The sequence below is a fragment of the Pseudomonas sp. GW821-FHT07G10 genome (assembly GCF_059418545.1).
The window spans coordinates 59,760-76,131 of the sequence record NZ_JBWKQB010000006.1; the positions used below are offsets into that span (position 1 = coordinate 59,760).

At 60.1% G+C, this 16,372-nt stretch carries 15 protein-coding genes and 1 pseudogene; 7 read left to right on the forward strand and 9 right to left on the reverse strand.

Annotation, left to right across the window (positions count from 1 at the left end; translation table 11 throughout):
• Positions 1–72 precede the first annotated feature (72 nt).
• From AC07O1_RS10300 to AC07O1_RS10310, 3 genes are all read right to left on the reverse strand, one after another.
• Positions 73–1,176 (reverse strand): ABC transporter substrate-binding protein, encoded by a 1,104-nt coding sequence (locus AC07O1_RS10300; RefSeq protein ID WP_494992049.1) that lies wholly within the window; start codon positions 1,174–1,176, stop codon positions 73–75.
• 228 nt (positions 1,177–1,404) lie between these two features.
• Entirely contained in the window at positions 1,405–2,853 is a 1,449-nt protein-coding gene (locus tag AC07O1_RS10305; RefSeq protein WP_495088700.1) for an aldehyde dehydrogenase family protein, read from the reverse strand.
• Positions 2,850–4,487 (reverse strand): 5-guanidino-2-oxopentanoate decarboxylase, encoded by a 1,638-nt coding sequence (locus tag AC07O1_RS10310; protein ID WP_495088760.1) that lies wholly within the window; start codon positions 4,485–4,487, stop codon positions 2,850–2,852. The genes AC07O1_RS10305 and AC07O1_RS10310 overlap by 4 nt, the downstream gene beginning before the upstream one ends.
• A gap of 157 nt (positions 4,488–4,644) precedes the next feature.
• Between AC07O1_RS10310 and AC07O1_RS10315 the strand changes: the two genes are divergently transcribed.
• Positions 4,645–5,529 (forward strand): LysR substrate-binding domain-containing protein, encoded by an 885-nt coding sequence (locus tag AC07O1_RS10315; RefSeq protein WP_495088701.1) that lies wholly within the window; start codon positions 4,645–4,647, stop codon positions 5,527–5,529.
• A 169-nt stretch (positions 5,530–5,698) separates the two neighbouring features.
• On the opposite strand, the gene AC07O1_RS10320 is transcribed toward AC07O1_RS10315, so the two are convergent.
• Entirely contained in the window at positions 5,699–6,313 is a 615-nt protein-coding gene (locus AC07O1_RS10320) for an NAD(P)-dependent oxidoreductase (RefSeq protein ID WP_495012928.1), read from the reverse strand.
• A gap of 86 nt (positions 6,314–6,399) precedes the next feature.
• A pseudogene (locus AC07O1_RS10325) lies at positions 6,400–6,865 on the reverse strand (hypothetical protein).
• 114 nt (positions 6,866–6,979) lie between these two features.
• Here AC07O1_RS10325 and AC07O1_RS10330 point away from each other — a divergent pair.
• Both AC07O1_RS10330 and AC07O1_RS10335 read left to right on the forward strand, forming a co-directional pair.
• Positions 6,980–7,885 carry a LysR family transcriptional regulator gene (locus tag AC07O1_RS10330; protein WP_495024508.1) on the forward strand — a complete coding sequence of 302 codons (906 nt, stop codon included), beginning with the start codon at positions 6,980–6,982 and terminating at the stop codon, positions 7,883–7,885.
• Between the two features lie 191 nt (positions 7,886–8,076).
• The gene (locus tag AC07O1_RS10335) at positions 8,077–8,256 is read left to right on the forward strand and encodes a hypothetical protein (protein WP_494992044.1); all 180 of its coding nucleotides are present in this window, start codon (positions 8,077–8,079) and stop codon (positions 8,254–8,256) included.
• Between the two features lie 7 nt (positions 8,257–8,263).
• Here the strand turns inward: AC07O1_RS10335 and AC07O1_RS10340 are convergent, their stop codons facing one another.
• Positions 8,264–9,160, reverse strand: a complete 897-nt coding sequence (locus tag AC07O1_RS10340) for a helix-turn-helix domain-containing protein (protein WP_495088702.1) — start codon at positions 9,158–9,160, stop codon at positions 8,264–8,266.
• Positions 9,161–9,338: 178 nt separating this feature from the next.
• Here AC07O1_RS10340 and pobA point away from each other — a divergent pair, with 178 nt between their 5' ends.
• Both pobA and AC07O1_RS10350 read left to right on the forward strand, forming a co-directional pair.
• On the forward strand, positions 9,339–10,523 hold the full coding sequence (gene pobA, locus AC07O1_RS10345) for a 4-hydroxybenzoate 3-monooxygenase (RefSeq protein ID WP_495088761.1): 1,185 nt from the start codon (positions 9,339–9,341) through the stop codon (positions 10,521–10,523).
• 77 nt (positions 10,524–10,600) lie between these two features.
• Entirely contained in the window at positions 10,601–12,112 is a 1,512-nt protein-coding gene (locus tag AC07O1_RS10350; protein WP_495088703.1) for an MDR family MFS transporter, read from the forward strand.
• A gap of 181 nt (positions 12,113–12,293) precedes the next feature.
• Here the strand turns inward: AC07O1_RS10350 and AC07O1_RS10355 are convergent, their stop codons facing one another.
• From AC07O1_RS10355 to AC07O1_RS10365, 3 genes are all read right to left on the reverse strand, one after another.
• Positions 12,294–13,127, reverse strand: coding sequence for an ATPase (locus AC07O1_RS10355; RefSeq protein WP_495088762.1), 834 nt, complete (start codon positions 13,125–13,127; stop codon positions 12,294–12,296).
• Positions 13,128–13,237: 110 nt separating this feature from the next.
• A complete protein-coding gene (locus AC07O1_RS10360; protein WP_494992040.1) occupies positions 13,238–14,230 on the reverse strand; it encodes an NAD-dependent epimerase/dehydratase family protein in 993 nt (330 codons plus the stop codon).
• Between the two features lie 71 nt (positions 14,231–14,301).
• Complete coding sequence (locus AC07O1_RS10365) at positions 14,302–15,195, reverse strand: LysR family transcriptional regulator ArgP (RefSeq protein ID WP_495088704.1); 894 nt, start codon at positions 15,193–15,195, stop codon at positions 14,302–14,304.
• A gap of 96 nt (positions 15,196–15,291) precedes the next feature.
• On the opposite strand from AC07O1_RS10365, the gene AC07O1_RS10370 reads away from it, so the two are divergent.
• Entirely contained in the window at positions 15,292–15,693 is a 402-nt protein-coding gene (locus tag AC07O1_RS10370; protein ID WP_494992038.1) for an ACT domain-containing protein, read from the forward strand.
• A gap of 5 nt (positions 15,694–15,698) precedes the next feature.
• Positions 15,699–16,301, forward strand: coding sequence for a LysE/ArgO family amino acid transporter (locus AC07O1_RS10375; protein ID WP_495088705.1), 603 nt, complete (start codon positions 15,699–15,701; stop codon positions 16,299–16,301).
• Positions 16,302–16,372 lie beyond the last annotated feature (71 nt).

A 16,372-nucleotide genomic window follows, 5' to 3' on the forward strand; every position in this document is an offset into this window, starting at 1 on the left:
CGCGAGCAAGCTCGCTCCTACAAGGGATCTTCATTGCTTCGCGGTCAGCGGGACAAATCCAGACCTATTGGCTCAGGAAGAAAAGATTTCCGTGTAACGACGAATCCATTGGTCATGCACGGTGGCCAGGAAGGCGTTGTCGTGCATGATCGCCTTGTCGGCAATCTGCTCCGGCGTAAGGATGTACGGGCTCTTGCGCGCTTCGGCGGAGATGATGGCCTTGGCATTGACCGGGCCGTTGAAGATATCTTCAGCCATCTTGCCCTGCACCAGCGGGTCGAGAGAGTGGTTGATAAAGGCGTAGGCCAGATCGGTATCGCCGGGACGATTTTTCGGCATCACAGAGAGCATCAGGTCGGTGTAGAAGCCTTCCTTCATGCCGAAGGTGGCACCCAGACCGTAGGCCGGATCCCGAATCTGTTTAGGGAAAAACGCCGGGGCGTAAAGACCGCCCATATCCAGCGAACCGGTGCGGAACAATTCAGCGATCTGGTTGGGGTTTTCGCCCAGCGTCACCACACGGCTCTTGAGCTCTGCCAGTTTCTTGAAGCCCGGCTCGATGTTGTGCTCGTCACCACCGGCCAGTTTGGCGGCGATGATGATCAGGTCCATGGCCTCGGTCCAGTTCGGCGGCGGCAGGAAAATATTCGGCGCCATGTCCGCATCCCACAACGAGGCGTAGCTGTCCGGGGCTTGCTTCACGGTGCGGGTGCTGTAGATCAGGCTGTTGCACCAGAGCAGGTAACCGATGCCGTGGCCGTTGGCACCGGTGCGGTATTTCTCCGGCACGTCGACCAGGTTGGGAATGCGGTTGAGATCGGGTTTTTCCAGCAGACCGGCGGCGGCCAGGCCTTCAGCGCCAACACCCGCCAGGGTGATGATGTCGTATTGCGGACGATCACCACCGGCCTTGAGTTTGGCGACCATTTCCGAGGTGCTGCCGGTACGGTCAGCAATGACCTTGGCGCCAGTCTTGGCTTCGAAGGTCGCGGCAATATTGCGCAGTGCCGCCAGCCCGGTGTCATCCGACCAGGTCAGCAGGCGCAGGGTCTTGCCCTGAAAGCGCGTATCGCTGGCATTGGCCCGGATAAACGGCATGCTCATGGCTGCCGCGGCAACCGAAGCCACTCCCACCGTTTTGATGAACTGTCTTCTGTTCAGATCATGCTCGCCCATTACGGACTCCCTTTCTTCTTGTAGGTATGAGTTGTAGGTATGAGGTTGGTCGCATCCAGGCGCCCGGTGATCGATCTAGCTCTAACTCCCGTAGATCACGGGGTGTAGCTAAGTCGGCTGGTTCATCCTGAGGTTGCGCAGAACGCGCAACAATCGAAAATTTGTCATTGAAGCCATGTGTCAAACGCATGCCTCGTTTCGAGGCATGCGTGGACCGTTTTCGGGCCGTCAGATGGCGCGAATCACGTGTTTTATTTCCTGAAACGCCTGCATGCCCCACGGCCCCAACTCGCGGCCGATGCTGCTCTGTTTGTAGCCACCCCAGGCGGTCTGCGGGAAGATCACTTGCGGCGAGTTGATCCACACCAACCCGGCCTGCAAGGCGTTGGCGACCCGCTCGGCAGCCTCGCCATCGCGACTGACCACGCTGGCCACCAGACCGAATTCACTGTCATTGGCCAGGTCGATCGCCTCTTCTTCGCTGGCAAAACTGCGCACACAAATCACCGGGCCAAAGATCTCTTCACACCACAACGCACTGTCGAGGGGCACTTCGGTGAAGATCGTCGGCCGCAAAAAATATCCGCGCGGCACATTTTCTGGCCGCTCACCGCCGCAAATCAGCCTGGCGCCAGCGCTCAGCCCACGATCGATGTGCCCAAGCACCCGCTGGTATTGCGCCTGATTGACCAGCGAGCCCATCTCGACATCCGGGTCAAACGGGTCTGCCACGCGAATTCCTTCGGCACGCGCCTTGAGTCGCACCAGGAATTCGTCCGCCAGCTCCTCGGCCACCAGCACACGGCTGGTGGCCGAGCACATCTGCCCGGCGTTGAAGAATCCGCCGCCACTGGCCAACTCCACCGCCAACTCGATATCGGCATCGGCGAGCACCAACAGCGAAGACTTGCCGCCCAGCTCCAGGCTCACACCTTTGACGGTTTCCGCCGCTCGCTGCATGACCTGAACGCCCACCGCATTGCTGCCGGTGAAGGAGATTTTCGCCACTCGTGAATCAGCCGCCAGCGGTGCACCGACCGCCAGGCCGGTGCCGCAGACCAGGTTGAACACGCCGTTGGGCAAGCCGCTCTCGGCTATGATCGCTGCCAATTCCAGTTCCGGCAGCGGTGTAACTTCCGACGGTTTGAGCACGACGCAACAACCGGCCGCCAACGCCGGGGCGAGCTTCCAGGCGGTGGTGACCATCGGAAAGTTCCACGGCACGATCAAGCCCACCACGCCGCAAGGCTCACGGCGTACACGGGCAGCGAAGTCCTCGCTCGGCAAAGCCACGGCGCGGTCCTGCTGGGCGTCCATCGCCTCGGCCAGACCTGCGTAATACTCGAAGGTAGCAATCACGTCATCGACATCGATGCCCGCTTCGAACAGCGGTTTGCCGTTGTTGCTCGACTGCAACTGCATCAAGTGCTCACGGCGTGCCTGCACGCCGCTGGCGATCTTGCGCAGCACTGCGCCACGCTCAGAGCCGCGGGTTTTAGCCCACTGCAAAAACGCAGCGCTGGCAGCATTTACCGCTTGCTCGACCGCTTGCCCATCGCCACCGCTCACGGTGGCCAACGGTGCTTCCGTGGCCGGGTTGATCACCGGCAAACATTCGCTACCCGCGCGCCATTGGCCGTCGATATACAAGCCATTCAAGATTTCCTGGCTGCTCATGCTTGCACCGCCTGCATCCAGGTGCTCTGGTCGATTTCGATCAGGGTCGGACCTTGACGATCAATGGCTGCCCGCAACGCGGCACGCAGTGCGTCGACACCGTCGATGGCTTCTGCTGCACACCCCAAAGCCTTGGCCACGCCTATGAAGTCCGGGGTGTAGATGTCCACGCCCACCGGTTCGATGGCGCGGTTGACCATGTATTTCTTGATCTCTTCGTAGCCCTGGTTATTCCACAACAACACGATGACCGGTGTTTGCGCTTCCACCGCGCAGGCCAGTTCCGACAACGTGAATTGCAGCCCGCCGTCGCCGATCAGGCACACCACGGGTCTGCGCGCAATGCGCTCGGAACCGCCACCGAGCCAGGCGCCAATGGCTGCCGGCAAGGCGTAGCCAAGGGTGCCGTAACCGGTGGACGAGTTGAACCAGCGGCGCGGTTGCTCAGGGTTGAATGTCAGGTTGCCGGTGTACACCGGTTGGGTCGAATCGCCGACAAACACCGCTTCAGGCAGCTCGTGCAGAACGGTCTCCAGGAACAGGGTCTGGGCGCGGGTCGGTGCGTCCCAGATGCTCTCAAGCTCGGCACGCAACGTGGCTGCGCGGGCATGGCCCCAGTCGGAGCGACGCTCGGCCAGCGTGTGTCCGCCAAGTTCCGTCAGCAAGGCTTGCGCCGCCGTTTGCGAGTCGGACACCAATGCGACCTGCGGCGGGTAGTTGCGTACGGTCTGGTCCGGGTCGATGTCGACGCGCAACAAGGCGCCGGGAATTTCGAAGCCACCGGCAAAGGTGATGTCGTAATCGGTTTCGGCCAATTCAGTGCCGATCGCCAGTACTACGTCGGCATCCGCCACCAGCGCGCGAGTGGCGACCAGCGATTGAGTCGAACCGATCAACAGCGGATGGCGCGAGGGCAGCATGCCCTTGGCATTGATGGTCAACGCCACCGGAGCGTCCAACAGTTCGGCCAGCTGAGTGAGTTCGGCTGCCGCATCGATGGCACCGCCGCCCGCGAGGATCAGCGGACGTTTGGCGGTGGCCAGTAATTGGCTCATCTGCGCGACGGCTGAAGGCGCTGCACCGGCGCGGGCGATGCTGACGGGCTGACTGGTAAGCAAGTCATCGGCGTCTTCGACCAAAACGTCGAGAGGAATTTCGATATGTACCGGACGCGGACGCCCGGCCTGGAACAGGGCAAACGCCCGCGCCAGTACACCCGGCAATTCGGCGGCGGACATCAGCGTATGGGAAAACGCCGCCACACCACCTACCAGCGCGCTCTGGTTCGGCAGCTCATGCAGCTTGCCGCGCCCGCCGCCCAACTGGCTGCGCGACTGCACGCTGGAGATCACCAGCATCGGAATCGAGTCAGCGTAGGCCTGGCCCATGGCGGTGGTGATGTTGGTCATGCCAGGGCCGGTGATGATGAAGCACACACCCGGTTTACCACTGGTGCGGGCATAGCCATCGGCCATGAAACCGGCGCCTTGTTCGTGGCGTGGAGTGACGTGGTTGATGCTCGAGCGAGCCAGCCCGCGATACAGCTCAACGGTGTGTACACCCGGAATGCCGAACACCTGCTCGACGCCATAACCCTCGAGTAACTTGACCAATACTTCGCCGCACGTCGCCATTTTTGCTGCCCTTCTTATTAGCTGAAACTGCACCCCGATGGCGTTTTCAGGCACGCGCCGGGGCACAAAGGTGACGCAATTGGAACTGTCGGCGTATAGCGGTGACAAACCAAAAATAGTCATACTAGGCATGTCCTCCACTCATGCCTGAGCACCCATGAAACGTCTTCCCCCCTTGCCTGCTCTGCATACCTTTCTGATTACCGCCCAGTGCTGCAACTTCACTCGGGCGGCGGACCTGCTGCACATTACTCAGGGAGCAGTGAGCCGACAGATCGCCGGACTGGAGAGCCATCTCGGTTATGCGTTGTTCCAGCGCCAGGCCCGAGGCCTGAGCCTGACCGCACAAGGACGTGAGTTGTATCCGCGCATTCAACAGGTCTTCAACCTGATCGACGAAGCCGTCGAACACATCGGCGCCAAGCGCGAAGCCCTGCAACTGAAGGCGCCGACCTGCATGATGCGCTGGCTGCTGCCGCGCCTGTTGCAGTGGCAAAAGGAACGCCCGGACGTGCCGGTGGAGCTGACCACCACCGTGCAGCACGCCGTGGACTTTCGTCGCGAAGAATTCGATGCGGCAGTGGTCTATGGTGCAGCACCGAGCAATGCGGCCTTCCATCATCTGTTCGATGAACAACTGACACCGGTCTGCTCAGCGCAATTGCTCAACGGGACGACCCCCCTTAAGGATCACGCCGATCTGGAACAGCACATGCTGCTGCACCCCACTCGCGATGAGCGGGACTGGGAAGCCTGGCTCAAGGCTGCGGGAACCCGCGTCAGCAACATCGGCAAAGGGCAGCATTTCGATACATTGGACCTGGCGATGTCCGTCGCCTCTCAAGGAACAGGTGTGGCGATCGGCGATTGGTCATTGATCGGCGAAGACCTGAGCGCCGGGCGGCTGGTCATGCCATTTGAACTGAAAGTGCGCACCGGGCAGGCCTACTATCTGGTCTACCCGGAGCGGCCGGAGCCGTCGGCGCAGTTGCGCGAATTGATGGATTGGCTGGTGGAGCAGGCTCAGGAGCGTCAGGTATGAGTCGACGCGTATTTTGTAGCAGCTGGCGCAGCCTGCGTCCGGCTGCGCAGCCGTCGTAAAACCGGTCATCGCGTTTCTTCAGACAAAACGCATTTGCCGGAATGCGACCGCTGCGCGGCCGAACGCAGGCTACGCCAGCTGCTACATAGATAACGCGGCGCCTAAACGATCAATACCCAACCGTAAACCGCTGGCGGGAATGCGCGGGGGTTTCAATCTCATCGATCATCGCAATCGCGTAGTCGGCAAAGCTGATCCAGCTCTTGCCTTCGGCGCTCACCAGCAGGTCATCCTTGCCCACGCGGAAGGTGCCGGTACGCTCGCCTTCGACGAACAGCGCCGAAGGTGAAAGAAAGGTCCAGTCCAGGTCCTTTTCCTCACGCAAGGTATCGAGGTAGACACCACCGGCACTGGCTTCAGCCCGGTACTCATCGGGAAAGCCCGGACCGTCGATGACTTTGCTACCGCTGGGCAGCAGCAGGGAGCCGGCACCGCCGACCACCAGCAGACGCTTCACGCCAGCCTTTTTCACAGGCTCGATAATCGCGTTGGCCGGGATCGTCGAAAAGTGTGCCGCGCTGATCACCACATCGTGACCGGCAACAGCCGCTTGCAACGCTGCGCCGTCGGCAACGTCAACGTTCTTGGTGATGACACCGGCACGCTGGCCGAGTTTTGAGGTATCGCGAGCGATGGCGGTAACGCTATGACCGCGACGCAAAGCCTCTTCCAACAGTTGGCTGCCGGCACGGCCGGTGGCACCAATGATTGCGATCTTGCTCATGAACAGTTCTCCAGTTCCGATATGTGACGCAGAGCGTCACGGGCTGCATTCCCACGCAGAGTGAGGGAACGATCAAGTACGTCGACTCACCACTTCATTTCGCCTTTAGCGACTTTGGCGCTCAGCTCCAGGGAGCTTTCTTCGCCGAGGTCCGGGTAACGCTTTTTCATCGTTTCAATCAGCTCGGCCGAGTTCTTGGCCTTGGCGGTTTCTTCATCAAAAGCATTGATGTAGTCGGCGGTGAAATGCACCGCGGCGACTGAACGGGCGCTCTCACCCAGGTAATGGCCCGGGATAATGGTCTTGGGTTTCAGGCCATCGATGATTTTCAGGGAGCTGAGCCAACTCGGCCTGGGATTTGCCGAACTGCGCGTCCACCAGAATCGCTTCTTTCTTGCCACTGACCAGCACCGAAGTGACCGGGAAGATCGCCGCCGTACCCGGGTTGTAGACGTCCAGGGTCAGCGCCGGCTCCGCCGCCGCTGCATGGGCGACGAAACCCAAGGTCGCGGTGGCCAGCAAAATACGCTTGATTGAAGAAAATCCGATCATGTGTCGCTCCTGAGATCTGTTCGTCGTGTGTGACGATGGACAGAGCTTAGTTGCCTCACTCGCTCCAAAAAATGCGATGCTTGAACATAGTTTGTTTCTGAAAGCGGGCAAATCATGGATCGTCTTCAAGCAATGCGGGTCTTCGTCACAGTGGTCGACCTCGGCAGCCAGTCGGCCGCCGCCGATCATCTGGACCTCTCGCGGCCGGTGGTTTCACGGTATCTGGCGGAGCTGGAAGATTGGGTCGGAGCACGGTTGATGCACCGCACCACCCGCAAATTGAGCCTGACCGCCGCCGGTAGCGAAACCCTGCCGCGCTGCCGACAGATGCTCGATTTGTCGACCGACATGCAGGCTGCTGTCAGCGAGCCGGACAATGCCCCGCGAGGCTTGCTGCGCATCAGCGTCAGCACTTCATTCGGTCAGGCGCAACTGGCCGACGCCGTGGCCGAGTACGTCAAACGCTACCCCGGTGTCAGCATCGACCTGCAGATGCTCGACCGCACGGTGAACCTGGTGGATGAGCGTATAGACCTGGCGATCCGCACCAGCAACGACCTGGACCCGAACCTGATTGCCCGCAGACTGACCGTGTGCCGCTCGGTAATCTGCGCCTCCCCCGAGTATCTGCGCCAGCACCCGGCGCCGCAGCGGGTGGAAGAGCTCAGCCAGCACAATTGCCTGACCCACTCCTACTTCGGCAAAAGCCTTTGGCACTTCGAGCAGGACGGGGAACAGGTTTCAGTACCGGTGCAGGGCAACATCAGCGCCAACGAGGCCAGCACCCTGCTGCGAGCGACCATCGCCGGAGCCGGGATTTCGATGCTGCCCAGCTATCAAGCCGGTGTGCATATCCACAGCGGCGAACTGGTCCGCCTGCTGCCCGGCGCCGAGCCACGGCAAATGAACATGTACGCGGTCTACGCCTCACGCAAACACATGCCGGCGGCGTTGCGCAGCATGCTGGATTTTCTGGTGTTGAGGTTTCCGGAGCAACCGCAGTGGGATGTGGGGCTTTAAGCTCATAAAATCGAAACACATAACCTGCGGCGAGCGGGCTTGCCCGCTCGCCACAAGTGCATGCCAGACTGAAGATTCGCGCTAAACACCCGTCAAAGGTGTGGCCCACCTCCATAGCAACTCACTGCGGCTGACCTATGCTGATAGTAGTACTCCCTTAAATGGTGGGTACTCGTTCAGAGGTCAGCGCCATGAACATCAAAACCCGAAGATACCTCGCTATCTTCATCGCCTGCACCGCTTCGCTCGTGCTGTACGGAACCGCTGCCTACCGTGTCGAACAGGCCCGTCAGCAACCGCAGGCCGCATCGGCAAGCTGCAACTTCGAGCGCTGCATACCGCACAACGCGACCCTGAACGCACTCAAATAACGAGAGCCTACGCTTCGCTATTCTGATCGGCCTTCAACCTGTCGCGAAACGCTTTGGGAGAGATCCCCACTCGCCGCCGAAACAAGCGTGTGAAGTTGGTTGGATCGGAGAATCCCAAGAAATCGGACATTTCGTAGATGGTCATGCTGGTGTAGGTCAGTAGCCGCTTGGCCTCCAGCAACTGGCGCTCATGCATGATCTGCAAGGCAGGCTGACCGGCCAGCTCACGGCAGGTGCCGTTGAGATGCGAGACGGAAATCCCCAGTTTATGCGCCAGGTCTTCGACCTTTACGTGCTCGCGATAATGCTCTTCGACCAGCTGGATAAACCCATTGAGGTATTCGCGCGCACGCTGTGGGCGCTGGCTCGCGGTACGGCGCTGGATCACCTGGCGACTGACCCACACCAGGATCACGCTGACCAGCGAGTGCATGAGCATTTCTCGCGCGGGCTGATGGCCCACGTACTCGCTTTGCAATGCCGAAAACAGACTGTTCAGGTAGTCGCTGTCGGCTCCTGCCGGGTAACTTTCGGCCACCGCCAAGGCATTCAGCGAATTGCCCAGCTGCGCCTGAAGGTACGCCACCAGCGGCGCGGCCAGGGTTACGACATAGCCTTCGACGTCTTGCGAAAAACGAAAACCATGCACTGACAGCGGCGGCAGAATCTGGACCGCCGACTTCGCCAGCAGTGTGCGCTTACCCTCTATCTCAAGCTCTGCGTGACCTTTATTAACAAACAACAACTGACACAGATCGGCATGCCGGTGCGGTTTGATTTCCCACTGATGCTCACTGCTGCGTTTGGAGATGGTTTCACAGTGCAGTAAATCCGGTGTCGGCCAGTCCAGGCTTTCACCATAGAGTTTGAACACTGGAATCGAAGAAAGGGCAGGCTTGTTCATAACTGCAATCCAGGCCTCGGAGAGTTGGGCGATAATCGCACCGATTGGCGAAATGTACAGCTATCGGCTCAGTTTTCACCTTCATTTGACGGGGTCTGAAGTGAAAAATGCAAGCACTCAGAACCCATTCACCGATTTGTTCGTGTGAAGCTTGCGAGCCATAAAAACAATGAAAATGCTGAAGACTCAAGTTGCCATTATCGGTGCCGGTCCGGCCGGCCTGTTGCTCGGTCAGTTGCTGCACAACGCCGGTATCGACACCGTCATTCTCGAGCGCCAATGCCCGGACTACGTATTGGGCCGGATCCGTGCCGGAGTCCTGGAGCAAGGCATGGTCGAGCTCCTGCGTCAGGCTGGAGTCGGCCAGCGAATGGACGCAGAAGGTCTGGTTCATGGCGGTTTCGAGCTGGCCTTCGACGGACGCCAGGTGCACATCGATCTGCAATCGCTCACCGGTGGCAAGACTGTAATGATCTACGGTCAGACCGAGGTCACCCGCGACTTGATGGCCGCACGGCACGCCGCGGGGGCGATGACACTGTATGAGACGAGCAACGTTCAGCCCCACGACATGAAAACCGACCGGCCTTATCTGACATTCGAAAAGAACGGAGAAACCTGGCGCCTGGACTGCGATTACATCGCCGGATGCGACGGTTTTCATGGCATCGCTCGGCAGTCGATTCCCGCCGAGTCACTGAAGGTATTCGAACGGGTCTACCCTTTCGGCTGGTTGGGCATTCTCGCCGACACGCCACCGGTCAACGATGAGCTGGTGTACGCCAGGCACGAGCGCGGTTTTGCCTTGTGCAGCATGCGTTCGGCGACCCGAACCCGCTATTACCTGCAAGTACCTGCCGAAGAGAAGGTCCAGAACTGGCCAGATCAACGCTTCTGGGATGAGCTCAAATCCCGCCTGCCGGAGGCGTTAGCCAACGACCTGGTGACCGGCCCGTCCATCGAGAAAAGCATCGCGCCGTTACGCAGTTTCGTGGTCGAGCCAATGCAGCATGGGCGGATGTTTCTGCTCGGTGACGCGGCGCATATTGTCCCGCCCACCGGCGCCAAGGGGTTGAACCTGGCCGCCAGCGATGTCAGCACGTTGTTCAACATTTTGCTCAAGGTCTACCGCGAAGGCCGCGTCGACTTGCTGGAGAAGTACTCCGGGATCTGCCTGCGACGAGTCTGGAAAGCCGAGCGTTTCTCCTGGTGGATGACCTCGATTCTGCACAATTTCCCTGACACGGATGCCTTCAGCCAACGTATTGCGCAGACCGAACTGGAGTATTTTGTCGGCTCCGAAGCCGGTCGAAAAACCATCGCAGAAAATTATGTCGGGCTTCCTTACGAGGCTATCGAATAGGAGCCTATCGAGTACACTAACGCGTACTCCCGCTTGCCGAGCAACCTGCGGGTCAACCACTGCCCGCAGGTTTCACTGTGACCAATCTCAACCAGCCTACCAAACCGGCCATTCGCAGCGTGTTGATCGCCCTGATGCTGGCGATCTTCCTCGGTGCGCTGGACCAAACCATCGTCGCCGTGTCGATGCCGGCCATCTCGGCGCAGTTCAAGGATGTCAGCCTGCTGGCCTGGGTCATCTCCGGCTACATGGTGGCGATGACCGTGGCGGTGCCGATTTACGGCAAGCTCGGCGACCTTTATGGGCGCCGTCGGCTGATGCTGTTCGGCATGGGCCTGTTCACCCTGGCCTCGGCGTTGTGCGGCATGGCCCAGAGCATGGAGCAGTTGGTGCTGGCGCGGATACTCCAGGGCATCGGTGCTGGCGGAATGATCTCGGTGAGTCAGGCGATCATTGGCGACATCATTCCTCCCCGCGAACGTGGACGCTATCAAGGCTATTTCAGCAGCATGTACGCGGTGGCCAGTGTCGCAGGCCCCGTGCTCGGCGGTTACATGACCGAGTACCTGTCCTGGCGCTGGGTGTTTCTGATCAACCTGCCGCTGGGTCTCGGCGCCTGGCTGGTGGCCCATCGCACGCTGGTCGGCTTGCCGGTGCCACAGCGCAAACCGGTCATCGACTACCTTGGCACAATCCTGATGATCATCGGCCTGAGCTCACTGCTGCTGGGCATCACCGAGATCGGTCAGGGTCATTATTGGCGCGACAACGAAGTGCTCGGCTTGCTGGCCGGAGCCGTGGTGGTGCTGACGCTGTTCGTCCTGCATGAGAGACGGGCACGCGAGCCCTTGCTACCCATGCATTTGTTTGCCAACCGCAACGCGGTCCTCTGTTGGTGCACGATTTTTTCCACCAGTTTCCAGGCCATCTCACTGATCGTGCTGATGCCGTTACGCTTTCAGAGCGTCACCGGCGCGGGTGCCGACAGTGCCGCGCTGCACCTGTTGCCACTGGCCATGGGCTTGCCGATGGGGGCCTATTTCGCCGGGCGCCGGACGTCGGTGACCGGTCGCTACAAACCGATGATCCTCACCGGCGCCCTGCTCACCCCCTTCACCATTCTCGGCATGGCCTTCAGCCCGCCACAAGCGGTAGTCCTCAGTAGCCTGTTCATGCTGCTCTGCGGGATCGCCGCCGGCATGCAGTTCCCGACCTCACTGGTGGGCGCGCAGAATTCGGTGGAGCAGCGGGACATCGGCGTGGCGACCAGCACCACCAACCTGTTTCGCTCGCTGGGTGGTGCGGTGGGCGTGGCATTGATGTCAGCATTGCTGTTGGCCTTGCTGCAAGACGCAAGCTTCGCCCACCTGACCGGCTCGGCGCCGATTGCCGAGGGCAGCTCGGGGAATGTCCTGCTCGATGGTTTGAAAGCCGCGCCAGGTCCGGCTCGAAATGCGCTGCGTGGGGAGTTGCTGCTGACCTTCCGGCATTTGCTGATGGTCAGCGCGGCGGTGTCGCTGCTCGGGCTGGCGGCGGCGATCGCCATGCCGAATAGGGTGTTGCGGGGGCGGGAGGATAAGGTCAGATAGAGAGACTGCATCGCCTGCATCGCGAGCAAGCCCGCTCCCACATTAATTCTTCAGTGTGCACACAATTTGTGCCCAAAGCAGATCTAGTGTGGAAGCGGGCTTGCTCGCGATAGCAATCGGTCAATCACTGCTGGATCAAGAGCTGTAATACCCCCACCCACAAGATATTCAGCGAATCACCTCAAGGACGGCTGTTGATTTGCTGCTGCAAATTCTGGATCTGGCTTTGCAGGGTGTTGATGTTACGCGTGACCTGGCCACGGAAGGTGTCGAACTCCGCGGTACTACCGCCACCCTGAGGCGCAGCCGGGCGGTTATCCTGCTGGCTTTTGAGGACGATCATGTCCTGCTCCAGGCGCTCGATGGCGGCGCTCGGGTTACCCTGTTTTTTCATCGCGGCGATGTCAGCGCCGAGAGCTTTGATTTCAGCGTCGACTTTACTCGTGTCGGTCTGGCTGCTTTTCAGGGCGGCCAGTTCGCTGCTCAGGGATTTCACCTGGGCCTGCAACTGGGTATTGGCGGCTTGCTGCTCGGTGGTCTGCGCAGTCATTTGCGCCAGGCGCTTGTCCAGCTCAGTCGCCTGACCTGCGACGCCCTGCTGTTGCTTGTTCTGCTCAAGCAATTTGCCTTCAAGCTGCTTGATCTGCAACTTCAACGCTTCGCTGCCGCTGTTGACGCTGGATTCGCTGGCGACCACCTTGCCGGAAATAGCCTGCAAACGCCCCGCCGCTTCCTCGCTGATGCGCGCAAAACTTTCCTGAGTTGCGACCAATTGTTGCTCCATCAACGAGATCTGCTGAAAGCTCCACCAGGCAAGGCCGGCGAACGCCAAGAGCAAAGCCCCGACCAATGCCCACAATGGCCCGGTGCCCGGGCCTTTGACCTTGACCACCGAAGCAGGCCGCGAATGCACGCTGGTGCGCTCGCGGGCCGCAGCGGTGGTCGGGAAGTCATCATCGGTGTCGGCACGCAGGCTTGGAACATCATCGAAGTCGTCGTTTGCATCGTTACGCATGGACATGAGTCAACCTTTCTGAACCGCAGTAATGGCTTAATGCCCCGAGTATAAACCGCTACTCGCAGCATTGATCGACCCTGAACACTAAACTCGGTTCAGTGTTTATTTCAGCGAATGTCCTGGGCCTTCCACCACCCGCAGAATTCATCGAGGGCCGTCCACAGGCTGACCTTGGGCTCATAGTCCAGATAATGGCGGGCGCGGCTGATGTCCAGCGTGAAATTTTTACTCATCACCTGCATGCCCAGGCGCGACAGCGTCGGCTCCGGACGACCTGGCCATAGCTTGCAAAACCCTTCGTTCAACGCCGCGATACTGTAGGCCAGACCGTAGGAACGGTAACGAGTCACTTGCGGGACTTCCATCTGGCGCATCACGTAGTTCACCACATCCCACAGCGGCACCGGCGTACCGTTGCTGATGTTGTAGGCCTTGCCCAGTGCGGAGCCTGTGGCCAGCAAACTGCTGAGCAACGCCTCGTTGAGGTTCTGTACGCTGGTGAAATCGACCTTGTTCAGGCCATTACCAACAATGGCCAAGCGACCCTTGCGTTGCATTTTCAGCAGCCGCGGGAAGATGCTCATGTCACCGGCACCGGTGACGAACCGTGGGCGCAGTGCCAGCACTTCGAGGCCAAACTCCTGAGCTCCGAAGACCTTTTGCTCAGCCAGGTATTTGGTGGCGGCATAGGGATGCTTGAAGCGTTTCGGGACCTGTTCTTCCGTCAGCCCCAGATGGTCACGGCCATCGAAATAGATCGATGGTGACGACAGATGCACCAGCCGCCGAACGTTCTGCTTCAGACAGGCTTCGACCACATTCTCGGTGACCAGCACATTGCCCTGATGGAAATCCTGATAACGCCCCCACAGCCCAACCGCGCCAGCGCAGTGCACCACAGCGTCAACGTCGCGGCACAAATCGCGAACCAACTCTGGATCACTCAAGTCGCCCTGGACAAACTCGGCGCCTCGACGCACCAAATGCTCGACACCCTCGGCCCGACGCCCGTTGACCCGCACGTCCAGGCCCTGCTCCAGGGCGAAACGCGAAAAGCGCCCGCCAATGAAGCCGCTTGCGCCGGTGACCAGAATTTTCATGACTTGCTCCGATTTCTTTCGTTTTTCATGCGTACCGCACTGCGTATTACCTGAAGTCCTGACGCTTTCAATCACGCCAACGGCACCAGCCATTGCTTTGATGATCGTGCCAGATGCTCGGTCAACTGCCCGAGCAATTGCCCGCCGTTGCGCCAATGATGCCAGTACAGCGGTACATCAATCGGCTTATCTGGCAAAAGCTCCACCAATACTCCGCGCTCCAGCTGCTCACGGACCTGCAACTCCGGCACCAGCCCCCAGCCGAGTCCCGCCTCGGTCAGTCGAATAAACCCTTCGGATGACGGACACAAATGATGCTCGAAACCGCCCTCGACACCCAATGAAGCCAGGTAGCGATGCTGGAGAAAATCATCGGGGCCGAACACCAAGGCCGGTGTGCGCGCCAATTGCTCAGCCCGCACACCCTGCGCAAAATGCCGGGCGATGAAGGCCGGACTGGCCAGGGCACGATAACGCATGGCCCCCAGCAACAGGCTGCGCGCCCCGGCCACCGGCCGCTCGCTGGCACACACACAGGCCGCCACTTCACCGGCACGCATGCGCTTGAGGCCGACGGTCTGGTCTTCCACTACCAGATCCAGCAATAGATGCTGCTCGGCGCAAAAATCACCCACGGCCTCTGCCCACCAGGTCGCCAGGCTGTCGGCGTTAAGGGCGATGCGCAGACGTTCCGGCAAGCCTTCTTCATCCAGCGCCGGCACCAGCGTTTGCAAGTCGCGCTCGAGCAAACGCACTTGCTGCACATGGTTGAGCAGGCGTCGGCCAATCTCGGTTGGCGCGGGCGGCGTGACCCTCACCAGCACCGGCTGACCGACTCGCGCTTCCAGTAGTTTGATCCGCTGCGAGATGGCCGATTGCGACAAGCCCAGTACCTGAGCAGCCCGTTCGAAGCCGGCCTGCTCGACCACCGCGGCGAGCGCGGAGAGCAATTTATAGTCGAACATCAGTTTTCCTAATGAGCGATCAGCAATATTGGTTTTTCTTATACAGCTTCCGACCGGAGAATGACCAGCAAGCCTCTTCGATCAAGGACACATTTCATGGCTGGTGAAACCACTCTGGCAACCCTGCTGCGCAGCATGAGCCCGCATTTGAACGCTGGCGAGTACGTGTTCTGCACCCTTGGCGACGGCCAGTTGCCCAAGGACTGCGACGTCATCGGCAGTTTCCGCGAGCAGGAAGGTTTGACGCTCATCCTCGAGCGCGGGCAAGCCGAAAAGGCCGGCTTCAGTTTCGATTATGTAGCGGCGTGGATCACCTTGAACGTGCACTCGGCACTCGAAGCCGTCGGCCTCACCGCGGCTTTCGCCGGTGCGTTGGGGCAAGCCGGGATCAGTTGCAACGTGATTGCCGGTTACTACCACGATCATTTGTTTGTCGGCCAGGCCGATGCCCAACGCGCCATGACGGTGCTGCGGCAATTGGCGGCGGGCGCGGAGTAAACCCTATGTGGCAAAGCTATGTGAACGGCCTGTTGGTCGCGGCGGGGCTGATCATGGCGATCGGCACGCAAAACGCTTTCGTCCTGGCGCAAAGCCTGCGACGCGAGCATCACCTGCCAGTGGCCGCCTTGTGTGTGACCTGCGATGCCTTGTTGGTCGCCGCCGGAGTCTTTGGGCTGGCGACCCTCCTGGCGCAGAATCCGCTGCTATTGGCGATCGCACGCTGGGGCGGCGCGGCCTTCCTGCTGTGGTACGGCAGCCTGGCGCTGCGTCGGGCGTTTTCCCGGCAAAGTCTGAAACAGGCCGAAAACCAGGCGGTGCGTTCGCTTCGGGCGGTGATGCTCAGCGCACTGGCAGTGACCTTGCTCAACCCTCATGTGTATCTGGACACCGTGCTGTTGATCGGCTCACTCGGGGCACAACAAACCGTGCCAAGTGCGTACGTGGTCGGCGCGGCCAGCGCGTCATTGTTGTGGTTCTTCACCCTGGCCCTTGGCGCCGCCTGGCTGGCACCATGGCTGGCGCGTCCTGGCACCTGGCGAATCCTCGACCTGCTGGTGGCAATCATGATGTTCACTGTGGCCATTCAATTAATCACGGCAGGCTGATTATTCAAAAAGGCTTAAGGGCCCCCCTTCAAACCTCTATTCCACACAGTTGTTGCGTGGTTATGCCGCAC